16 protein-coding genes and 2 tRNA genes are annotated in these 15,911 nt (G+C 50.4%); 6 read left to right on the top strand and 12 right to left on the bottom strand.

Features of this window, described 5'->3' with window-relative positions; all coding sequences use genetic code 11:
* A partial coding sequence (locus tag VMX96_02020; GenBank protein HUU62684.1) for a transposase occupies positions 1-182 on the top strand: 182 nt, incomplete at its 5' end.
* Here VMX96_02020 and VMX96_02015 read toward each other — a convergent pair.
* The 7 genes from VMX96_02015 to VMX96_01985 form a co-directional block, all read right to left on the bottom strand.
* Positions 179-1,375: an acyl-CoA dehydrogenase family protein gene (locus VMX96_02015; GenBank protein ID HUU62683.1), complete on the bottom strand. Its 1,197-nt coding sequence runs from the start codon at positions 1,373-1,375 to the stop codon at positions 179-181. The two genes, VMX96_02020 and VMX96_02015, sit on opposite strands and share 4 nt — an antisense overlap.
* Before the next feature lie 18 nt (positions 1,376-1,393).
* A complete protein-coding gene (locus VMX96_02010; GenBank protein ID HUU62682.1) occupies positions 1,394-2,527 on the bottom strand; it encodes an acyl-CoA dehydrogenase family protein in 1,134 nt (377 codons plus the stop codon).
* Between the two features lie 119 nt (positions 2,528-2,646).
* Complete coding sequence (locus tag VMX96_02005; protein ID HUU62681.1) at positions 2,647-2,823, bottom strand: hypothetical protein; 177 nt, start codon at positions 2,821-2,823, stop codon at positions 2,647-2,649.
* Positions 2,824-2,827: 4 nt separating this feature from the next.
* On the bottom strand, positions 2,828-3,997 hold the full coding sequence (locus VMX96_02000; GenBank protein ID HUU62680.1) for an acetyl-CoA acetyltransferase: 1,170 nt from the start codon (positions 3,995-3,997) through the stop codon (positions 2,828-2,830).
* 12 nt (positions 3,998-4,009) lie between these two features.
* Positions 4,010-5,458 carry an OB-fold domain-containing protein gene (locus VMX96_01995; GenBank protein ID HUU62679.1) on the bottom strand — a complete coding sequence of 483 codons (1,449 nt, stop codon included), beginning with the start codon at positions 5,456-5,458 and terminating at the stop codon, positions 4,010-4,012.
* 347 nt (positions 5,459-5,805) lie between these two features.
* Positions 5,806-6,813 (bottom strand): NAD-dependent epimerase/dehydratase family protein, encoded by a 1,008-nt coding sequence (locus tag VMX96_01990; protein ID HUU62678.1) that lies wholly within the window; start codon positions 6,811-6,813, stop codon positions 5,806-5,808.
* Between the two features lie 137 nt (positions 6,814-6,950).
* Complete coding sequence (locus VMX96_01985) at positions 6,951-8,810, bottom strand: aldehyde ferredoxin oxidoreductase family protein (GenBank protein HUU62677.1); 1,860 nt, start codon at positions 8,808-8,810, stop codon at positions 6,951-6,953.
* Positions 8,811-9,442: 632 nt separating this feature from the next.
* On the opposite strand from VMX96_01985, the gene VMX96_01980 reads away from it, so the two are divergent.
* Positions 9,443-9,548 (top strand) — tRNA-Pro (locus VMX96_01980).
* Positions 9,549-9,712: 164 nt separating this feature from the next.
* On the opposite strand, the gene VMX96_01975 is transcribed toward VMX96_01980, so the two are convergent.
* The 4 genes from VMX96_01975 to VMX96_01960 form a co-directional block, all read right to left on the bottom strand.
* Positions 9,713-10,012 carry a hypothetical protein gene (locus tag VMX96_01975; GenBank protein HUU62676.1) on the bottom strand — a complete coding sequence of 100 codons (300 nt, stop codon included), beginning with the start codon at positions 10,010-10,012 and terminating at the stop codon, positions 9,713-9,715.
* A gap of 74 nt (positions 10,013-10,086) precedes the next feature.
* Entirely contained in the window at positions 10,087-10,275 is a 189-nt protein-coding gene (locus tag VMX96_01970; protein HUU62675.1) for a hypothetical protein, read from the bottom strand.
* Between the two features lie 185 nt (positions 10,276-10,460).
* Entirely contained in the window at positions 10,461-11,000 is a 540-nt protein-coding gene (locus tag VMX96_01965) for a DUF2812 domain-containing protein (GenBank protein ID HUU62674.1), read from the bottom strand.
* 28 nt (positions 11,001-11,028) lie between these two features.
* On the bottom strand, positions 11,029-11,352 hold the full coding sequence (locus tag VMX96_01960) for a PadR family transcriptional regulator (protein ID HUU62673.1): 324 nt from the start codon (positions 11,350-11,352) through the stop codon (positions 11,029-11,031).
* Between the two features lie 1,132 nt (positions 11,353-12,484).
* On the opposite strand from VMX96_01960, the gene VMX96_01955 reads away from it, so the two are divergent.
* The 4 genes from VMX96_01955 (at position 12,485) to VMX96_01940 (ending at position 15,187) form a co-directional block, all read left to right on the top strand.
* Positions 12,485-13,033 carry a sigma-70 family RNA polymerase sigma factor gene (locus VMX96_01955; GenBank protein ID HUU62672.1) on the top strand — a complete coding sequence of 183 codons (549 nt, stop codon included), beginning with the start codon at positions 12,485-12,487 and terminating at the stop codon, positions 13,031-13,033.
* Between the two features lie 280 nt (positions 13,034-13,313).
* Positions 13,314-14,117 (top strand): DUF4382 domain-containing protein, encoded by an 804-nt coding sequence (locus VMX96_01950; protein ID HUU62671.1) that lies wholly within the window; start codon positions 13,314-13,316, stop codon positions 14,115-14,117.
* A gap of 115 nt (positions 14,118-14,232) precedes the next feature.
* Positions 14,233-14,529 (top strand): hypothetical protein, encoded by a 297-nt coding sequence (locus VMX96_01945; GenBank protein HUU62670.1) that lies wholly within the window; start codon positions 14,233-14,235, stop codon positions 14,527-14,529.
* Between the two features lie 582 nt (positions 14,530-15,111).
* Positions 15,112-15,187 (top strand) — tRNA-Gly (locus tag VMX96_01940).
* A gap of 152 nt (positions 15,188-15,339) precedes the next feature.
* On the opposite strand, the gene VMX96_01935 is transcribed toward VMX96_01940, so the two are convergent.
* Positions 15,340-15,669 carry a hypothetical protein gene (locus VMX96_01935; GenBank protein ID HUU62669.1) on the bottom strand — a complete coding sequence of 110 codons (330 nt, stop codon included), beginning with the start codon at positions 15,667-15,669 and terminating at the stop codon, positions 15,340-15,342.
* Positions 15,670-15,911 lie beyond the last annotated feature (242 nt).

The raw sequence follows: 15,911 nt of genomic DNA, 5'->3' as shown, positions 1-15,911 counted from the left end.
GAAAGCACCCACCGACCTTTGTATCTTGGGGAGAAACCACACTGCAAACCTGGCGCGAGGATATCCTCAACTACTTCGACTATCCCTATACCAATGGCTTCCTTGAGGGCAAGAACGCTAAGACAAAGGCTTCCTCCTCTTCAGTAAAGCGGAAGCCCATTGCCCTCCCTGGCAGTTCTTAGCTGGGCAATCCTAGTCCGTATTTTCCAGCGATAATATTCCTGGACATCTCACTGGTGCCACCGGCAAGACTCCAAGCCCTTGAGCTTAGATACATATGCCTCATCCTGCCCCCCAGCTGCGCCCACTTGGATTTCTCATCCAGCTGCCCATAGAGCCCAAGGATTTGCATTCCCAGACTGGCCACCCTCTGAGCAACACAGGCGCCATAGATCTTATTCTGGCAGCTCGGGAGCACAGTGAGCATGTCCTGGCTTGTCATCCAGTTTATTCTTTCACCCATGTTGCACCCTACTTCGATCTCAATAGCCATCTCAGCCAGTCTATTCCGAATGACAGGATCCTTGGCCAAAGGCTGCCCATTGGTGTAGGTCTCCCTGCAATACTGCACCAACTGATCAAAGTATCTCCTGGCATTGTGGAGGATGACGAGCCCGTAGGTTCTCTCAATAGCGAAGGCATGCATACTTACATCCTTCCCTTTGTTCTTCTCCCCGAGAAGGTTCTCTTTGGGAACCCTGACATCGTCATAGAAGACCTCACAAAAGGCGCCAAGCCCGGTCATCTGCGTTATTTGGCGCATGGTAATCCCCGGGCTCTTGGGATCGATAATGAAAACGCTGATCCCCAGATGCTTCTTGGGGGCGTTAGGGTCAGTTCGAGCATAAACCACGCACCAGTCGGCACGGTGGATACCGCTGTTCCAGGTTTTCTGTCCATTAAGGACATAGCAGTCTTCTTCCTCTACGGCCTTCAATTGAAGTGCGAACATATCTGAGCCGACATTGGGCTCGCTCATCCCTATGGCATATTTTACTTCTCCGCGGGCAATGGGAGGGATGAATCTCTTCTTTTGCTCCTCGGTGCCGAACGCCAAAATCAGGTCGCCTTGAACGACGGCAGGGTCCATCCCCGGTACCCCCTGGTAGATTAGCTCCTCCTTAAGGATCCAGTCCTTCGCCAAGTATCCCTGACCTCCATATTCCTTGGGCCAGCCCAACCCTATCCAACCTTTAGCCCCCAGCCTGCGCCATACCTCCACGGCAAGCGGATAAACCTCCTCCCTCTCCTCCTCTTCAGGTCCAGGGTCTACCCCCTGCCAATCAGCAGGTAGCACCTCCTGAAACACCTCCTCAATGAAATCCCTTACCTCCTTTTGGAAGGCCTTCTCCTCTTCAGTGATAAGAAAGTCCATAACACTCCTTTCGCTGGCCTAGAGCCCCAGTTGTTGGGCTACAATCTCGCGATGATAATCGGCATCCCCGAAGAATACCTCCCCAGCCTTTGCCCTCCTGAAGTAAAGCTCCAGGTCGTGCTCTTTGGTGAAGCCGATTGCGCCGTGGATCTGGTGTGCTTGAGTAGCCACCCTTCTATAGGCGTCGCTGATCCATCCTTTGATAACGGAGATCTCCTTGGTGCAGGGGAGCCCCTCACTGAGCATCCATGCCGCTTTGTATAAACTGACTCGAGCGCTATCGACATCGATGGACATGTCAGCTAGATAATGCTGGATGGTCTGGAAACTGCCAATGGGACGGTCAAACTGTATCCTTTCCTTGGCATAATCAATGGTCATCTCCATGACTTGCTGATTCCCACCTACCATTTCTGCGGACTTGGCAAGCGCTGCCCATTCCATAATCCGCTGCACCATTTCCCAGCCCTGACCCAATTGACCCAAGATATTTCCCCGAGGTACTCTCACCTTTTCCAGGGTCAGCTCGCACTGCTTGTCTCCAGCAATGGTTCTAAGCACCAGGATGCTTATCCCAGGGCTCTTGGCATCTACCATAAAGAGAGTGATTCCTTCTTCAGGTTTGGCTGTTTCTGCTGTCCTGGTGACACAAATTATCCAGTCTGCAATGTGGGCGTCAGGAACGAAGAGTTTTATCCCGCTTATGAGATAGTCATCTCCTTCGGGTGTAGCCGAAGTCCGGATAGAGGCAGCGTCATACCTGGCGCTGGGTTCGGTAAGAGCTAGAGTGAGGATTGCCTCTCCTTTACATATCTTGGGCAGGAAATATTGCTTTTGCTCCTCTCCCCCCCACTCAAGGATGGGTAAACCGCCAAGGACTACGGTGGAGAGGAAGGGGCCGGGAAGACAAGCGCGCCCCATCTCTTCTAGGAGCACTATCAGGTCGAGGAAGCTGAATCCTCCACCCTCATATTTCTCAGGGAAAGGAAGTCCCAGCCAGCCCAGATCAGCCATCTCCTTCCAAAGCTCAGGGGGGTATCCTCGTTCATCCTCCTCCATCTCCCGAACCAGGGTTTTAGGGCATTTGTTAGCCAGGAAGTCACGAGCCGACTTGGACAGCATTTCCTGTTCTTCGCTAAAAGCCAGATCCATATAGTTCCCCCTTTATGGTGATTAATTGCTTAGGTTCTCTTTTAGGCTCTCTTGGCAGCCCCAATCCCATAATGGCTATAGCATTCCGAGCGACCTCAGTAGTGCCAGCGGCCATGGTATTACATACTGTAGTCAAGTAGATATGCTTTATCCTTCCAGTTTCCCAACCATTCTGCCGGGATATCCTGGGGGTCAACCCCCGCATCCTTAATCGCTTTAACTACCGCATCAGCAGGACGGGTGGACTTCCCTGTGCCATCCACCTCCCCGACGGGGTCACTAACAACTACTTCCACCTGGTCAAAGCCCGAAAACGCATACGCTGACTACCGGTGCATAGGGCTCGTTCCCCATGTTGTGGGCCAGACCCAGCTTGGGGTCTTTTATCTGGCGTTTATCAGCCCTGCCCTGGAGCTGGAGGTAGAGCTCGTAAGTCATCCTTATGCCGGAAGCGCCTATAGGGTGTCCGAAGCACTTGAGCCCTCCATCTGGTTGCACTGGCAACTCACCATCGAGGTGGAAAGTGCCCGCTTCGATATCCTCCTTCACCCGCCCCCTGGGGCTGAACTGGAGGTCCTCCATAGCGACTGCCTCGGTGATAGAGAAGCAGTCGTGGACCTCTGCCATGCTTATTTCCTTTCGCGGTTCCTTGACCCCCGCCTCTTTGTAGGCAGCCACGCCGGCACGGTAGGCCTCCTCGACATGGGTGTAGTCATACTCCGAGGTCATACGGCCCGATGTGGGGCTAGCGCTTATCTGAAGGGCCTTTATATACACCGGGTCGGGGCGGAACTTTTTTGCCATATCGGCGCGGGTGACGATAGCAGCGGCAGCGCCGTCGGAGACGCCACAGCAGTCGAAGAGCCCCAGCGGCCAGGCGATGATGGGTGCAGTTAACACCTGCTCCAGGGTTAGCTCCCGCCTGTAGTGGGCCTTGGGATTCAGCGAGCCGTTATGGTGGCTCTTAATCGAGATTTTGGCCAGCATGGTCTTACCCTCTTCGGGGCTCAAACCATAGCGGTTAAAGTACGTGGTAGCCATAATGGCGAACATCCCGGGCGGGCTCGACTGATAGTGGGTGTTGGTGTGATTCTCCATTCCCGGCAGGCCGCTTATACCCGCATCTTTCAGCTTCTCGAAACCCACCGCCATGCAAACGTCGTAAACACCGGCGGCTACAGCATAGGAGGCACCCCTTATCGCCTCGTGGCCAGAGGCGCAGGCATTCTCTACCCGGGTAACAGGAATGTACTGCAGCTTCAACGGCTCGCTGACGGAGCGACCCCCCATTCCACTGAAAAGGTTACCCACCCACACAGCCTCGATATCTTTAGCCTCAACGCCGGCATCGGCGTAGGCCTCGCTCACCGCATCCACAATCAGGTCGCCGGGGCCTTTATCCCATAGCTCACCAAACCTGGTGCAGCCCATACCTACAATGGCGACTTTGTCTTTAATGCTCCCTGACATCTCTTACCTCCTTTAACACCTTATCGGCCTGGCCTTCCAGAAATAGTTGGTGATACCCCGATCGAATTGCATCTTCCTGAAGGTCATCTCCACCTCCATCCCCACCTCAATCTTGTCCGGGTCCCGGTCGGTGAGATCGAAGAAAGCCCTACCACCGCCCTCAAAGTCGATCAGCACAACTGATGCGGGGGGATCGGCGACCTGGGCCAGTTGATCATGGGTGAAGCTGAAGACCTTGGCTTTCCTCCCGGCAAAGTTATAGTCCTCAAAATCATCCTGAGCCTGGCACTCGGCACACACGCGGATGGGTGACGTGCTCATGGCACCGTTGTCATACTGCGGGGTGCCGCAGCGCCTGCACTTGACGCCCCAGAGTCCCAGCAGCACCCTCCTCTCCCGCCATATGGCCGATAAGCGGATGTGCTGCTTTTCGGGCCTCCTCGCCATCTCCAGAGGAACCAGCTCGCGCCAGCGCAGATAGTCGTTATAGTTTTCCAGCATGTGCTTAGACTCCAAATGGCTTTTCATCCCGCGGCGCTCCCCAAGCTTCTCTATGGCATCGGTTACCTCCAGGAGGAATGCGTCTACACCGTTTCCATAGCCGGCAAAGAGTATCTTATCTCCAGGCTTAGCCTCTTCCAGAGCACTTACCAGCATCATCGGGGCCATTGCACAGCCGGTGATACCCACATTCATAAACACGCTGAGCGGGTCCTGGAGCTGAGAGGGGTCGAACCCCAGCGCCGCCGCTGCCCGCCCGTGCCTTCTCACATCGCCGGAGGGATCGAAAACCGCCTTGGCGAAGTCTCCAGGCGAGAGACCACACTTCTTCATCAGTCCGGATATGGCCTCGGGGAGAAGCTTGGAATAGCCCTCGTCCAGTATCATACGGTCTTCCCACGAGCGCACGAAGGTATCGCTCTCAGACCGCCACGTCCCCGCCAGCTCATCAGAGATAGAATAGGACTCCTGAATCTCGGCAATGACATTATCCTTACCCAGAAGAAGGGCAGCAGCGCCGTCACCCAGGCCCTGCTCCATCATGCCGCCCGGGGCCGCCATGCGGCTGTCAGCCACGGTTACCAGGATGCTGCTTGCCGTACCGGCTTTAATAGTATCACAAGCCAGTCCCACGGCGGTTGTACCCGAGCGCAGCGAGGTAGTTATATCGGCAGTCCGGATATCCTTACGCATGTCCAGTGGCATAGCTATCAAGGCCGAGCACTGCTTCTCCTTGTAGGGGGAGGTGGTAGTGGCGAAAAAGAGACCGTCCACCGTATGCGGGTCTGTGTCTCTCAGGCAGTCTATGGCTGCCTCTACAGACATGGTCAGGCTATCCTCATCGTAGCTGGCCACCGCCTTCTCTCCGGGCATGGCAAAGCCCCCCCAGGCTTTAAGGAAATTCTGCCGGTCTATCCGGTGCCACGGGATGTAGGCACCATACGATGTTATCCCAACCATTAAAAAACACCTCCTAAATATTTTTATTCAGTTTTCCAAACCCATAAGATACGTTAGTTTGCCATCACCTGTCAATTATATTATCTCGGCCACTCAGGCCAGTCGTCGTTTACGCTGAGTTTCCACTCTGGCGTCCGCCGTTCCAGCCATGCCATGACACCTTCGATCGCATCGGCGCGCCCCATCAGGTGAGCGCATGGTGGATAAAGTGGTCGATATACTTCAGGTACATATAGGCGGCGAAGAAGTCACTCTTTCCCCCGTCGGGGTAAGAATCGTAGAGCGCTTTAGATGAATACTCCATGACTCCACTTTCACCAAGCCCCATCCCGCCGGGTGCCTGTCGATCATTTCCTTTTCTGATCCTGCCGCCACTGGACGTAGTGCCGACAACCCTCCTCCAATGAGACCTTGGGCTCCCACCCCAGCTCCCTCATGGCTTTGGAGCCATCAACGTGCATCCCCTCGCGGAGAAACCGCACATCGGAGCGGGTGAGAAACGGGAGGTTCCTGTTTCGCCACAGCCTGGCCCACAACTCCAGCACCCCAGCCGTGGCGTAGAGCAAACTTACGGGAATGGTCAGCAGGGGCACTGGTTTGCCCGCGGCCCGGCACATGGCAGCGATGAGGTCTCGAAACCGACCCTCCTCTGGGGAGGCGACGTTGTAGACCTGACCAACAGCCTTCTCATTAGTGGCTGCCAGAATGATACAATCGGCAACATCGGTTACGTATACCAGAGCCGTTCTGGCATTCTCCCTTCCCGGCCACACCCCGATAGGCATTTTGGTGTAACGGAAGACCCGGTCGGTGAGGAGTCGGCAACGGGTCCCATAAACCATACCCGGGCGGACCACGGTGACCGGGAGCCTGCCCTGTTTGTGGTAGTCGATAGCCAACTGCTCGCCCTTCATCTTGGCCCAGTCATAGTAGGTGTCGCGATTGAATTCAAGGTCGTATGGTGCGGTCTCGGCTGCAGGGGTATCGACCAAAGCCGCCCTGCCCATCACGGTGACGGAGCTGACATACAAAAAGCGAGAGACCTTGGCCTCGGCGCTGGCTTTAAGCATATTCTCGGTGCCCCTAACGATGCAATTCTCGAAATCCTCCCACACCCCCCATCCCGGCATCACCCTAGCCGCAGCATGGAAAACCACATCCACCCCGTCGACCGCAGGGACGAGGCTATCGTAATCCTCAATGTCGTGGAAGACGATCTCAGCCCCGGTGGTCTTTAAGTGACGTATGTCGGATGTCTTGCGGGCCAGGGCACGCACCTCATGTCCCTGCTCTAGCAAGCGTTCAACAATATGGCTCCCCAAATATCCCGTAGCACCAGTAACCAGCGCCTTCAAGATAGCCTCCGTGGGAAATCGTGGCTACGCCGATTACCCGCCCACAATTTCTTCACTCTTCGAATCATCTCCCTCTGTAGGAGAAGGAGCAAGGACCCTCAACCACCTCACGGGCCACTCTCATGGCGAGAAAGCCGCTACTTATGAAGCTTCGCAGCAAGATCGGACAGCCCCAAACTGTTTAGCTTCTCCTTCAATGGACGACCGTTGGCATCCAGTCCCCTTGCCTTGTAGTAATCCTTGAGCATGAGTTCTACGTTGGGCACCGAGCCCGCAGCCAGACCATCAGTGTGAGGAGTCAGAATTCGCTTGGGCATTCGGTCATCCGCAGCCGTGACGCCCATGAGGTTGTTTAGACCTCTTTGTAGCATCCAGATTCGTTCGCCGCATTCCATGATCTCGTCGAGGTCGTAGTCAAAGCCGGTGGCAGCCTTCAGCGCCTCGGCCAGATCGGTAATAGCCATGGCCATGAGCGAGAATCGGCACAGCGTCGATGAATTTGATAACATGTCCAGGCTTTCGCATGTAACGTTCAACTCACCTTTGCCCTCGTCCGCCTTGGGATCATATCCGCTAGTTATACCAACATCTGACCAGGTGGATACCCAGTTATTTTCGACCGAGCCTATGGTAGATGCGACGTGACAGGCACCACGGTTTGACGTCATGAAACTCAGGCCATGTCCGTGGGCCCCCCGAGGGTCGTACTGAGGTAACTCAAGACCCTTGATCTCTACTGTATAGTCCTCTGCATTCTTGCCGATCTTCTTGGCAGCGCTTCGGCTGCCCTCCGCCAGCACGTCGCCGAAGCCCTGGCGTTTGGCGATCTTTTCCATTATTGCCAGAACATCATCCGGATTTCCCCATCTCAACTGGCCACCATCGAGATCCTTAGAGGTGATAATGCCTTTCTCAAAGCACTCCATAGCAAAGGCGATGGTACCGCCGCAGCTAATGGTGTCCACGCCGTATCTATTAGCCGTCTCGCCCATCTTGAGTACCGCGGCCAGGTCGTCAATCATGAGGAGGTTTCCAAGTGCAGAGACTGTCTCATACTGAGGTCCGGGCCCTTCCTCTATCGCGTAGGGTCCCTCTGCTACCCTGACAGTTCTCTTGCACGCAATGGGGCAGGTTATGCAGGCATGTGGCTTGATCAGATACTGTGCAGTAATAACGGTGCCAGTTAGCTTGGGCCCAAAGGCACTACCGTCCCCCACGGTGAAGTTCTTCACCGGCAGGACACCGGTAAAGGCGTTAACCTCTATAGCCACGGCTGTGCCGGCAGAATTAATGAACTGCGTTTGGACGCTCTCCTTGATCTTTTTCAGAACGGTCTTACGTATTTTGGCATACTCCTCGGGGAAAGCCGGCTCAACCTTACCGGTGCCACGGATGACGACCGCCTTCAGCTTCTTGGAGCCCATCACCGCTCCCCCACCGCAGCGGCCGATGAAGCCCCACTTGCCGTTCAATACGCTGGCGAACTTCACCAGGTTCTCACCCGCCGTACCAATCTCCAGCATGTCCGCCTTCGCCCCGTGCCGCTCTTTGAGGATGTCGGTCGTTTCGTAACAGTCCTTGCCCCAAAGGTCGGCGGCGTCTTTGATCTCCACCTTGTCATCCTCAATCACCAGGTAGACAGGCTTGCTTGAGGCACCTGATATCGCGATTCCGTCGTAGCCTGCCTTTTTCATCTCGGCAGCAAAGCTACCTCCAGCTGAGGCCTGCCCCCAGATGCCGGTCTGAGGTGATTTGAAGGCTGCCACAAGGCGTGACGATGTGGGAAAGTTAGTCCCTGACAGCGGACCAGCTATCAGAAAGAGTACGTTCTTATCGGACAATGGCTCAACATCTGGGGGAACGCGGTCAAAAAACAGTTTGGCCGCCAACCCACTGCCCCCGATGAATTTTCGCAGCACATCCTCTTCCATTTTCGTGGTCTTGACGGCTCCGGTGCTTAAATTGACATCCAGGATCTTTCCTCTATGGGTTCCCATCTATACCTCCTTTCGCTGGGGAATGCCTGATAAGGTAATATGATACGAAACTAGCCTTCGGATAGGAGTTACCTTAGGTGTAGGGGGAATATACCATCTCCCCAATGCGCTGTCAAGAAGCAATGGCAGGGGGGATCGCGAATCACATTAACGCCGCTGCCTTACCATAACCGGTGTTTGTTTCCTGATGAGCACATCGTAGTCAAATGTGGAACTATTGTAAATGGTTGCTAATAACTGGTGAAAAAGAGGGACCTGACACCATAATCAGAAGGCAGTGAGTCAATGTTTTGTATCTACAGAGGACTAAAAATGCGATTTCGACTCACTACCTTGTTTTTCCTAAGCTATATAGAAGGCTATCTCCCTTGCTAATTAAGCAGGGTCTCCACCCCCAAAGCTGTTGTGCGCCGATCCAGATACCAAATTAGCGTAATTAGGCAGCGACTCCACCCTTTTAAGCTAGCATTTGTAGCCGAATTGTCCCATAAAGTGCAGTTTTCCTACCTTTTAAAAATATATCTTTAAAAAGCTTTGTATATGCGAAGGCAGGCAAGAACATGGCCCTCCTGCTACCACATTTCAACTTCCCCCAGAACATCAACACTAATGATCGAATTACGGGGTATGCACAGGGTGTCTCTATAATCCATATGAGTGTCGCCGGATTCACACACATCTATGCAGGAATGGTTTGGGACCATGAGGTCGGCGGTTCGAACCCGCCCACCCCGACCATAGATAGTAAAATCGATTCTTGCTAGCTCATTTAGTGCTTCATAAAAAAAGTCTCGCCACAGTTCGGCTGCTGCTGGTGGAGCGTTAATGACGCATGGCGGCAGGGTGCTACGTGTTTCATTAAAGAGTGTACCATTGGGTTAGAGCTCAACTGCCGACTGGGTTTACCGCATATTCTCTACCTTTTTCCGTCGTTCGTCTAACCTCGCTGCCACTATTTCCACTGCCTTCATGACTATTGGGTGGGGCATGCCCTCCTCGCTCATCTTCTTGACCAAATCGATAACTGCCTCGACCTGCTCTTTTTGTTCCGGGGTGAGCTCGGCATGTTGGGCGACGAGTTCACGCTCATGTTGATCCTCGCCCAGCTTTTTCACAAGTAGGTGGTAGTCGACCAGGTGATCCTGATGCTCCTTCATAACCTGCTTGAAGCTTTCAGGATTGTCTCTCAATTCGACGGCCATGTGGGCCAGGCCCAGCTGTAGCAGGTGCTCAGCGAGGCAGTAGATTGGAATCTCATAGATCTCTGCCAGACTCCTTACCCGATTGGAAAGGTCATCGTCGCACAGAAACCCTCAGGCACTACTGAGTAGTCCTCAATCACAAGCTCCTGTCCTTCTCTGAAACACTCGCAGAGACCAGTGCCTTTGTATTCATCGACTAAATACTCATCAATCAAATCTTGGTTGATAGTCCTCTTGAGTACAGTGATCTTGCATCTAGGCATTTCACAAGACATCCTAAAACCTCCTTGCGTCTTTGAATTATACGTCTCCTTGCCTAAAGGCTCTCTAGCGAATAATTATACAAGAAACGCAACGGTCTTCTGCAACACTCCATTTACCAATATTCCGTTATTGTTCCCAAGTTAACACAAGCGTCCGTATTGTCATATCCTTATCAGTGACCTTTTCAAAGCTTTCTCAGCTGTCCGATCCTTAGCATGATTTTGATGATGGCATACATGAAAACCCCCATAGCCAGAAGAGAAATGACCCGAAGGATGATCCACAAGGAGTAGGACCAGGAGTACGGAGGATCACTCCATATGTTAGGCAATGGCGCTATCAAAATTACAACGAAGAAAGCCAGAAAAGCCAGCACTCTCTTATACTTCGTCACTTTGGACTCAACATCAGTGAAGATTTCCAGAGTCTCTCCTTCCTTAATTTCCTTACGGGAGTATTGCCAGGCAGACATTTCGCCAATATGCTCCCAACCGGCATCGCGGAATAACTGTTGATATTCTTGTTTATCCTTCTTTGGAAACGTCTGATAATCTAGGCGGTAGACGTAATCCCGCTGCTCACCAGCCCGAAATCTGTAGATACACGGTAACCCTACTGAAGATAGGTGCCAACCCTTTTGGGACATGTTCCTGAGCCATGCCTCTTCTTGTTCATCCTGCCAAGGCCAAAACCATTTGATTTTTCGGATAGTATTTTCTTCCATCACTTCCTCCTCATACCATGGGTTTCGGTCACAACAGGTCTATGACGGATAGACCGTTTCGGGTCATCATTTCCAATCGCTTTATCTGGTTCATTAGTACCTTCTTCCCTTTTGGCGTTAGAACATAGCTCTTTCGTCGTTCCTCCTCCTTGACCTTAACAATCAGCCCCTCTTTCTCTAATGATGTGAACGCCCCATATAAGGTCCCGGGGCCAACCTTGACTGTGCCGTTGCTGATTTCCTCTATCTTCTGCATGACCGCGTATCCGTGAAGAGGTTTGACCAGAGTCAGCATGATATAATATGTGGACTCAGTCAGAGGGAGGTATTTGCTAGTATCATCTCGCAACATTGAAGTCATCCTTTATATCAGTCAATGATATATCATATACCGCTATACCGTCTGCCGATATAATACGACACCAAGTCACTTCTGTCAATAACATTTGCGGGCATTCAAGTATATGGAGAGACGTTCCAGTTAGTAGAACTGGTTGATTTGCATGATTTCCAATGGTTCTTGATTTCTTCCGGACATCATGAATTCACAATAACAGCTTAGGGAGCTAATTAATTGCAGTGACTGGAGAATAACGCAGCGACACAGAGTATACATCATTTTGTGATATGTATTATGAGTGGAAAGATCTTCTTCTCACCCACAATACATGCAAACATGGGCAGATGGTTCAATCCGGCAGACTAGATAATACTTCCTGCATTCTGTCCTTGTACTCTTTAAACGCGTTCCGGCCTTGTTCGGTCATGTGGATCATCGTATGCGGCTTTTTGCCCCGATAGCCCTTTTCGATTGCAATGTAGCCAGGTCTATTCAGCTTGAAGCAGAAAGTATTTTAGGTATGCGACGATAGTCCAGTTCTAAAGGGGTGCATTCCAAGATCTATTACAACTCGTTCACAACCATAGCCAGGAAAGAACTAGCCGGGTAAATGCATCTCTAGTAAAGGATGAGTAACAACCAAGCAAGGTTTATTATATAGAGTTAACCGAGATTAATTAGCCCCCAGAAACCATACTTGTCACATCGGTTTTTCCCCCATGTAACACCCACCACCTCCCTATGCAATCTACCTCAATTCTGCCTTAGCTACAAAAAGCCTACTAGTCACTTTATCTCGCTGATGCATAGCTTCATTGTTGCACAATCTGACGGAACGTGACCAACATTCCGCCCAATTGTGAAGGTCAGATAGGCCACATCCAATAACCTGACACAATTGCCGCATTTTCGTTATATATAAGTGGGAACAAAATAGTTTACAGTTTTAAAAAGAGAAGGAGATACCAGTCTTCACTCTGTTAAATTAGAATTCTGGGGTGATATAAGCAACACTTATATCACTAGTACAATTTATGAGTAGGTTAGGTAGTCCAACTTGATACTGGTAGTTAAGCGTGCGTGTTATCATGATATACTTGGCATTAAATAATTTAATTGTCCTCTTCAATAAAGTATTAAGACATTGGATAGAAGAAGCAGAAAACGAAGGGATAACGAGGCTCAGCTCGCAGCTTTGTACGAAAGCTATTACGACCGAATTTCCCGCTATGCTTTCGTTCGTCTTGGTAATCAAGCAGATGCAGAAGAGTTGGCTGGTGAAGTATTCCTGAGAGCCCTTGAGTCCCTGGATTCATATAAAGAACGAGGAGTGCCAATGCAAGCGTGGCTATTCAGGATAGCACACAATTTAATCGTGGATCATTATCGGAAAGTAAAAAACCAAAAGACGGTACCGGTTGATACAGTATCTATAAAAGCAGAATCAGATCCAGAGGCAGAGGCGATGATGGAATTCGAAGTAACGAGAGTAAAAAGAGCACTTGGCCGACTTACTGAATCCCAACGTAAGGTGATTGAGCTCCGGTTTTTTGGTGAACTGACATCAGAGGAAGCAGGACAGGTATTGAAAAAACGGCCGGGAGCCGTGCGTGAACTGCAGAGCGCGGCCATCAAAGCGTTGCGTAACTTATTGAATGAAGAACAATCGTTAAAAATGGTGCAAGATGAGTAAAAGATTCGACGAGATTTTAGACGAGTGTATCAGCCGCATTAATAGTGGTGATAGACTGGAGCATTGCCTAGCTAGGTATCCAAATCATGCTGAAGAATTAGAGCCTCTTCTTAGAACTATGGTTGAGATACAGACTCCCATTCAATTCATACCTTCTTTACAGGCAAAGTCGATAGCGACGCAACGATTTAATAACGCTATTAACAAAGTGGGAAATAGGGGAGAAATACGACGTCCTATATTTCGTATGCTGCCCCGCTGGTCACCAGCATTTTCCACTGTGATAGCAGTTGTACTTATAGCGCTGATCGGCTACTTTGCCGTTCTACCAGCGCTATCGCCAAACGGTCCCGGTGAAGAGCTGGTATTACAGGCCAATTTTAGATTACTAATAAGCGATGAGGTTAATGATATCGAAGATTTCGAACATCTCTATGTAGATATCACCTCAATAGGTATCCAGCAGGGCAACAGCTCAGAATCATGGGAAATCCTTGCCCCTATACCCGATCCCGATGATGATGGAATACCTGGGATCGACCTGAGGCTCTTGACAGGTGAAAACGCCCTTGAGATCTGGAGCGGAAACGTCACTCCAGGCGTGTACAGCAAGCTGTTTATTTACGTGGGCGATGTTACGGGATATCTAGTTGGGAATGAGACAGTAGCGGTTAAACTTCCCAGCGGCAAACTACATATCAGCAAGCCATTCTCTGTAAACGATTCTCTGGTAAACTTCGTCTTTGATATCACAGTTCATGAGGCTGGAAATAGTGGCAAGTATATACTTCAACCACAGATATCCGAAAGTGGACCAGATAAGGAATTTACCGATGTGAGCCCTAAGAAACAGGGTAATTCCGACCCCGGCAAACCTGAAGATGCGGGCGAGCCTGAGGACGCTGGTAATTCCGACCCCGGCCAACCTGAAGATGCGGGTAATCCTGAGGACGCTGGTAATTCCGACCCCGGCCAACCTGAAGATGCGGGCGAGCCTGCGGACGCTGGTAATTCCGACCCCGGCCAACCTGAAGATGCAGGCAATCCTGAGGACGCTGGTAATACTGGCAACGGCAAACCTTAAGACACCTGGTGAGCCTCTTTGCTTTGTTCTTATAAGGTTGATTGGCTATTAGGAGAATCTTATATATAGAGTGAGTCAAAGAGAAGACTCTGTTAATAAGAAAGGAGGTGATGAAATGAGTAGAAAAATTATGGTACTGACTATGGCTCTGGCTATTGTAGCAGTGGTGGCACTTGCTGTTACCAGTGTTGCTTATGCTGCTGGACCGCAGAGCGCAGTGGGCGATGGTATATGTGATGGCACGGGTGATTGTATATGCGATGGTACGTATTGTACATGCGATTGTATATGCGATAGTACGGGCGATTGTATATGCGATTGTATATGCGATGGTACGGGCGATGGTGAATGCGATGGTGGAGAGCATCAAAATGGTATGGGGCCTGAAAGACAGCTTCGGATGGGACAATAGAAGTTAAAGAGATTAATTGATGAGGGCTATCTTAAAATAGATAGCCCTCTATCTTATTCGCAGAACCTTACGATGTAATTTTAGATCTAAAAACCAATATCACATGTTCATCACACCCGCATCACATATATTGCATAAAATACCATCAATGCTATAATGATTACGGTCGAGAGTCTAAGCGATAAGTCCCTGACTATTTGGAATCTGGGAGTGTATAATATAGAGAGTTAGGGTGTTAAAATCAGTTTTTTGGGCTCCTCCAGCTACGGATATTCCCCTCAATAACTTTTAATCAGGGTGTCCAGGGTTCGAATCCACCGCCGGTTATAACTACACAATCGTCCAGATCGTATAATCAATCAAACAGTATTCTATAATGGTCAGTAATTTGGCGATTGTCCATAAAGTGCAGTTATGCCGTCTATGTTTTTCATAAGATCCTCCATGCCTTGACGACATCAGTCATAAGTTATACTATTGAAATAATCAAAAAAGTACTGGGTGGGGTAGAAAAGGGGTGCCTGCTTCGCTAACTTTTTGGTGAAAATGGAAGCCTTAAGTAGCTAAAATAGCTATGAAATTGCGGGAGTAACTCAGCTGGTAGAGTCCCTGCCTTCCAAGCAGGTTGTCGAGGGTTCGAGTCCCTTCTCCCGCTCCAAACAAGAAACTAGGGAGGCTCCCGAAGGGGGACCTCCCTTAAATTTTAGCAAGTTATATTGTCGAAATATTTCCTGCTCACGACCACTTAACTTGTTCAAAAAGTCTCGTCACTTAGGGATCACAAACATATCACAGAGTGGTCACGTACTTTTAAACAACCCCTTTTTCCTTGGCATAATCATCGATGCACTTTCTCAGCATTAGCTCGACATTATCCTCTTCTTTTGCGCGGAATTCACCTGATATTTGCCACCATGTCTGACCGTCACGCCACAGGTGTACGATATCGTCCGAACCGCTGTTGAACTTCGCCGAACATAGATATTGAGGGTATTCCTCAAGATGAATGTTGCTCTGCCACTGGGCGTAGCCTCGGAAGTGATCTTTCATGATATTCAAGAGCCTGGGCAAGAAATCTACATCTTCATCGGCGTAAACCCAGGCACTTTGACCAAACCACTCCGTGTAATTATTAGTCATTTCTACCCTCTCGTATTAGCTAATCCGAAGAGCGCCATTTTTAGTTCTATAGCTAAATTGCATTCTATATTGGAGATTCGTTCCCTATCATGTAGCTTTGGCTTTGCATAGCTCGTGTGATATAAAATTGTCTAGTACATCTTTATGAATATATAAATATTCTAAAGGTGCGCGTCGAGCGCTCGGATGAAGTTCTTGTATACCTGCTGCATTTCCCACACGATGCCCGATGGCCCCATCAC

This window comes from Dehalococcoidia bacterium (assembly GCA_035528575.1).
Classification (GTDB): Bacteria; Chloroflexota; Dehalococcoidia; order E44-bin15; family E44-bin15; genus DATKYK01.
This window is presented reverse-complemented; position numbering and strand designations above follow the sequence as displayed.

What these genes read in the sequence shown, in the direction of transcription:
- VMX96_02010 (HUU62682.1), bottom strand. Translation starts at nt 2,527, where the DNA reads ATGGATCTGGCTTTTAGCGAAGAACAGGAAATGCTGTCCAAGTCGGCT.
- VMX96_01965 (HUU62674.1), bottom strand. Translation starts at nt 11,000, where the DNA reads ATGGAAGAAAATACTATCCGAAAAATCAAATGGTTTTGGCCTTGGCAG.
- VMX96_01970 (HUU62675.1), bottom strand. Translation starts at nt 10,275, where the DNA reads ATGCCTAGATGCAAGATCACTGTACTCAAGAGGACTATCAACCAAGAT.
- VMX96_01960 (HUU62673.1), bottom strand. Translation starts at nt 11,352, where the DNA reads ATGTTGCGAGATGATACTAGCAAATACCTCCCTCTGACTGAGTCCACA.
- VMX96_02000 (HUU62680.1), bottom strand. Translation starts at nt 3,997, where the DNA reads ATGTCAGGGAGCATTAAAGACAAAGTCGCCATTGTAGGTATGGGCTGC.
- VMX96_01945 (HUU62670.1), top strand. Translation starts at nt 14,233, where the DNA reads ATGAGTAGAAAAATTATGGTACTGACTATGGCTCTGGCTATTGTAGCA.
- VMX96_01985 (HUU62677.1), bottom strand. Translation starts at nt 8,810, where the DNA reads ATGGGAACCCATAGAGGAAAGATCCTGGATGTCAATTTAAGCACCGGA.
- VMX96_01935 (HUU62669.1), bottom strand. Translation starts at nt 15,669, where the DNA reads ATGACTAATAATTACACGGAGTGGTTTGGTCAAAGTGCCTGGGTTTAC.
- VMX96_01995 (HUU62679.1), bottom strand. Translation starts at nt 5,458, where the DNA reads ATGGTTGGGATAACATCGTATGGTGCCTACATCCCGTGGCACCGGATA.
- VMX96_01975 (HUU62676.1), bottom strand. Translation starts at nt 10,012, where the DNA reads ATGGCCGTCGAATTGAGAGACAATCCTGAAAGCTTCAAGCAGGTTATG.
- VMX96_02015 (HUU62683.1), bottom strand. Translation starts at nt 1,375, where the DNA reads ATGGACTTTCTTATCACTGAAGAGGAGAAGGCCTTCCAAAAGGAGGTA.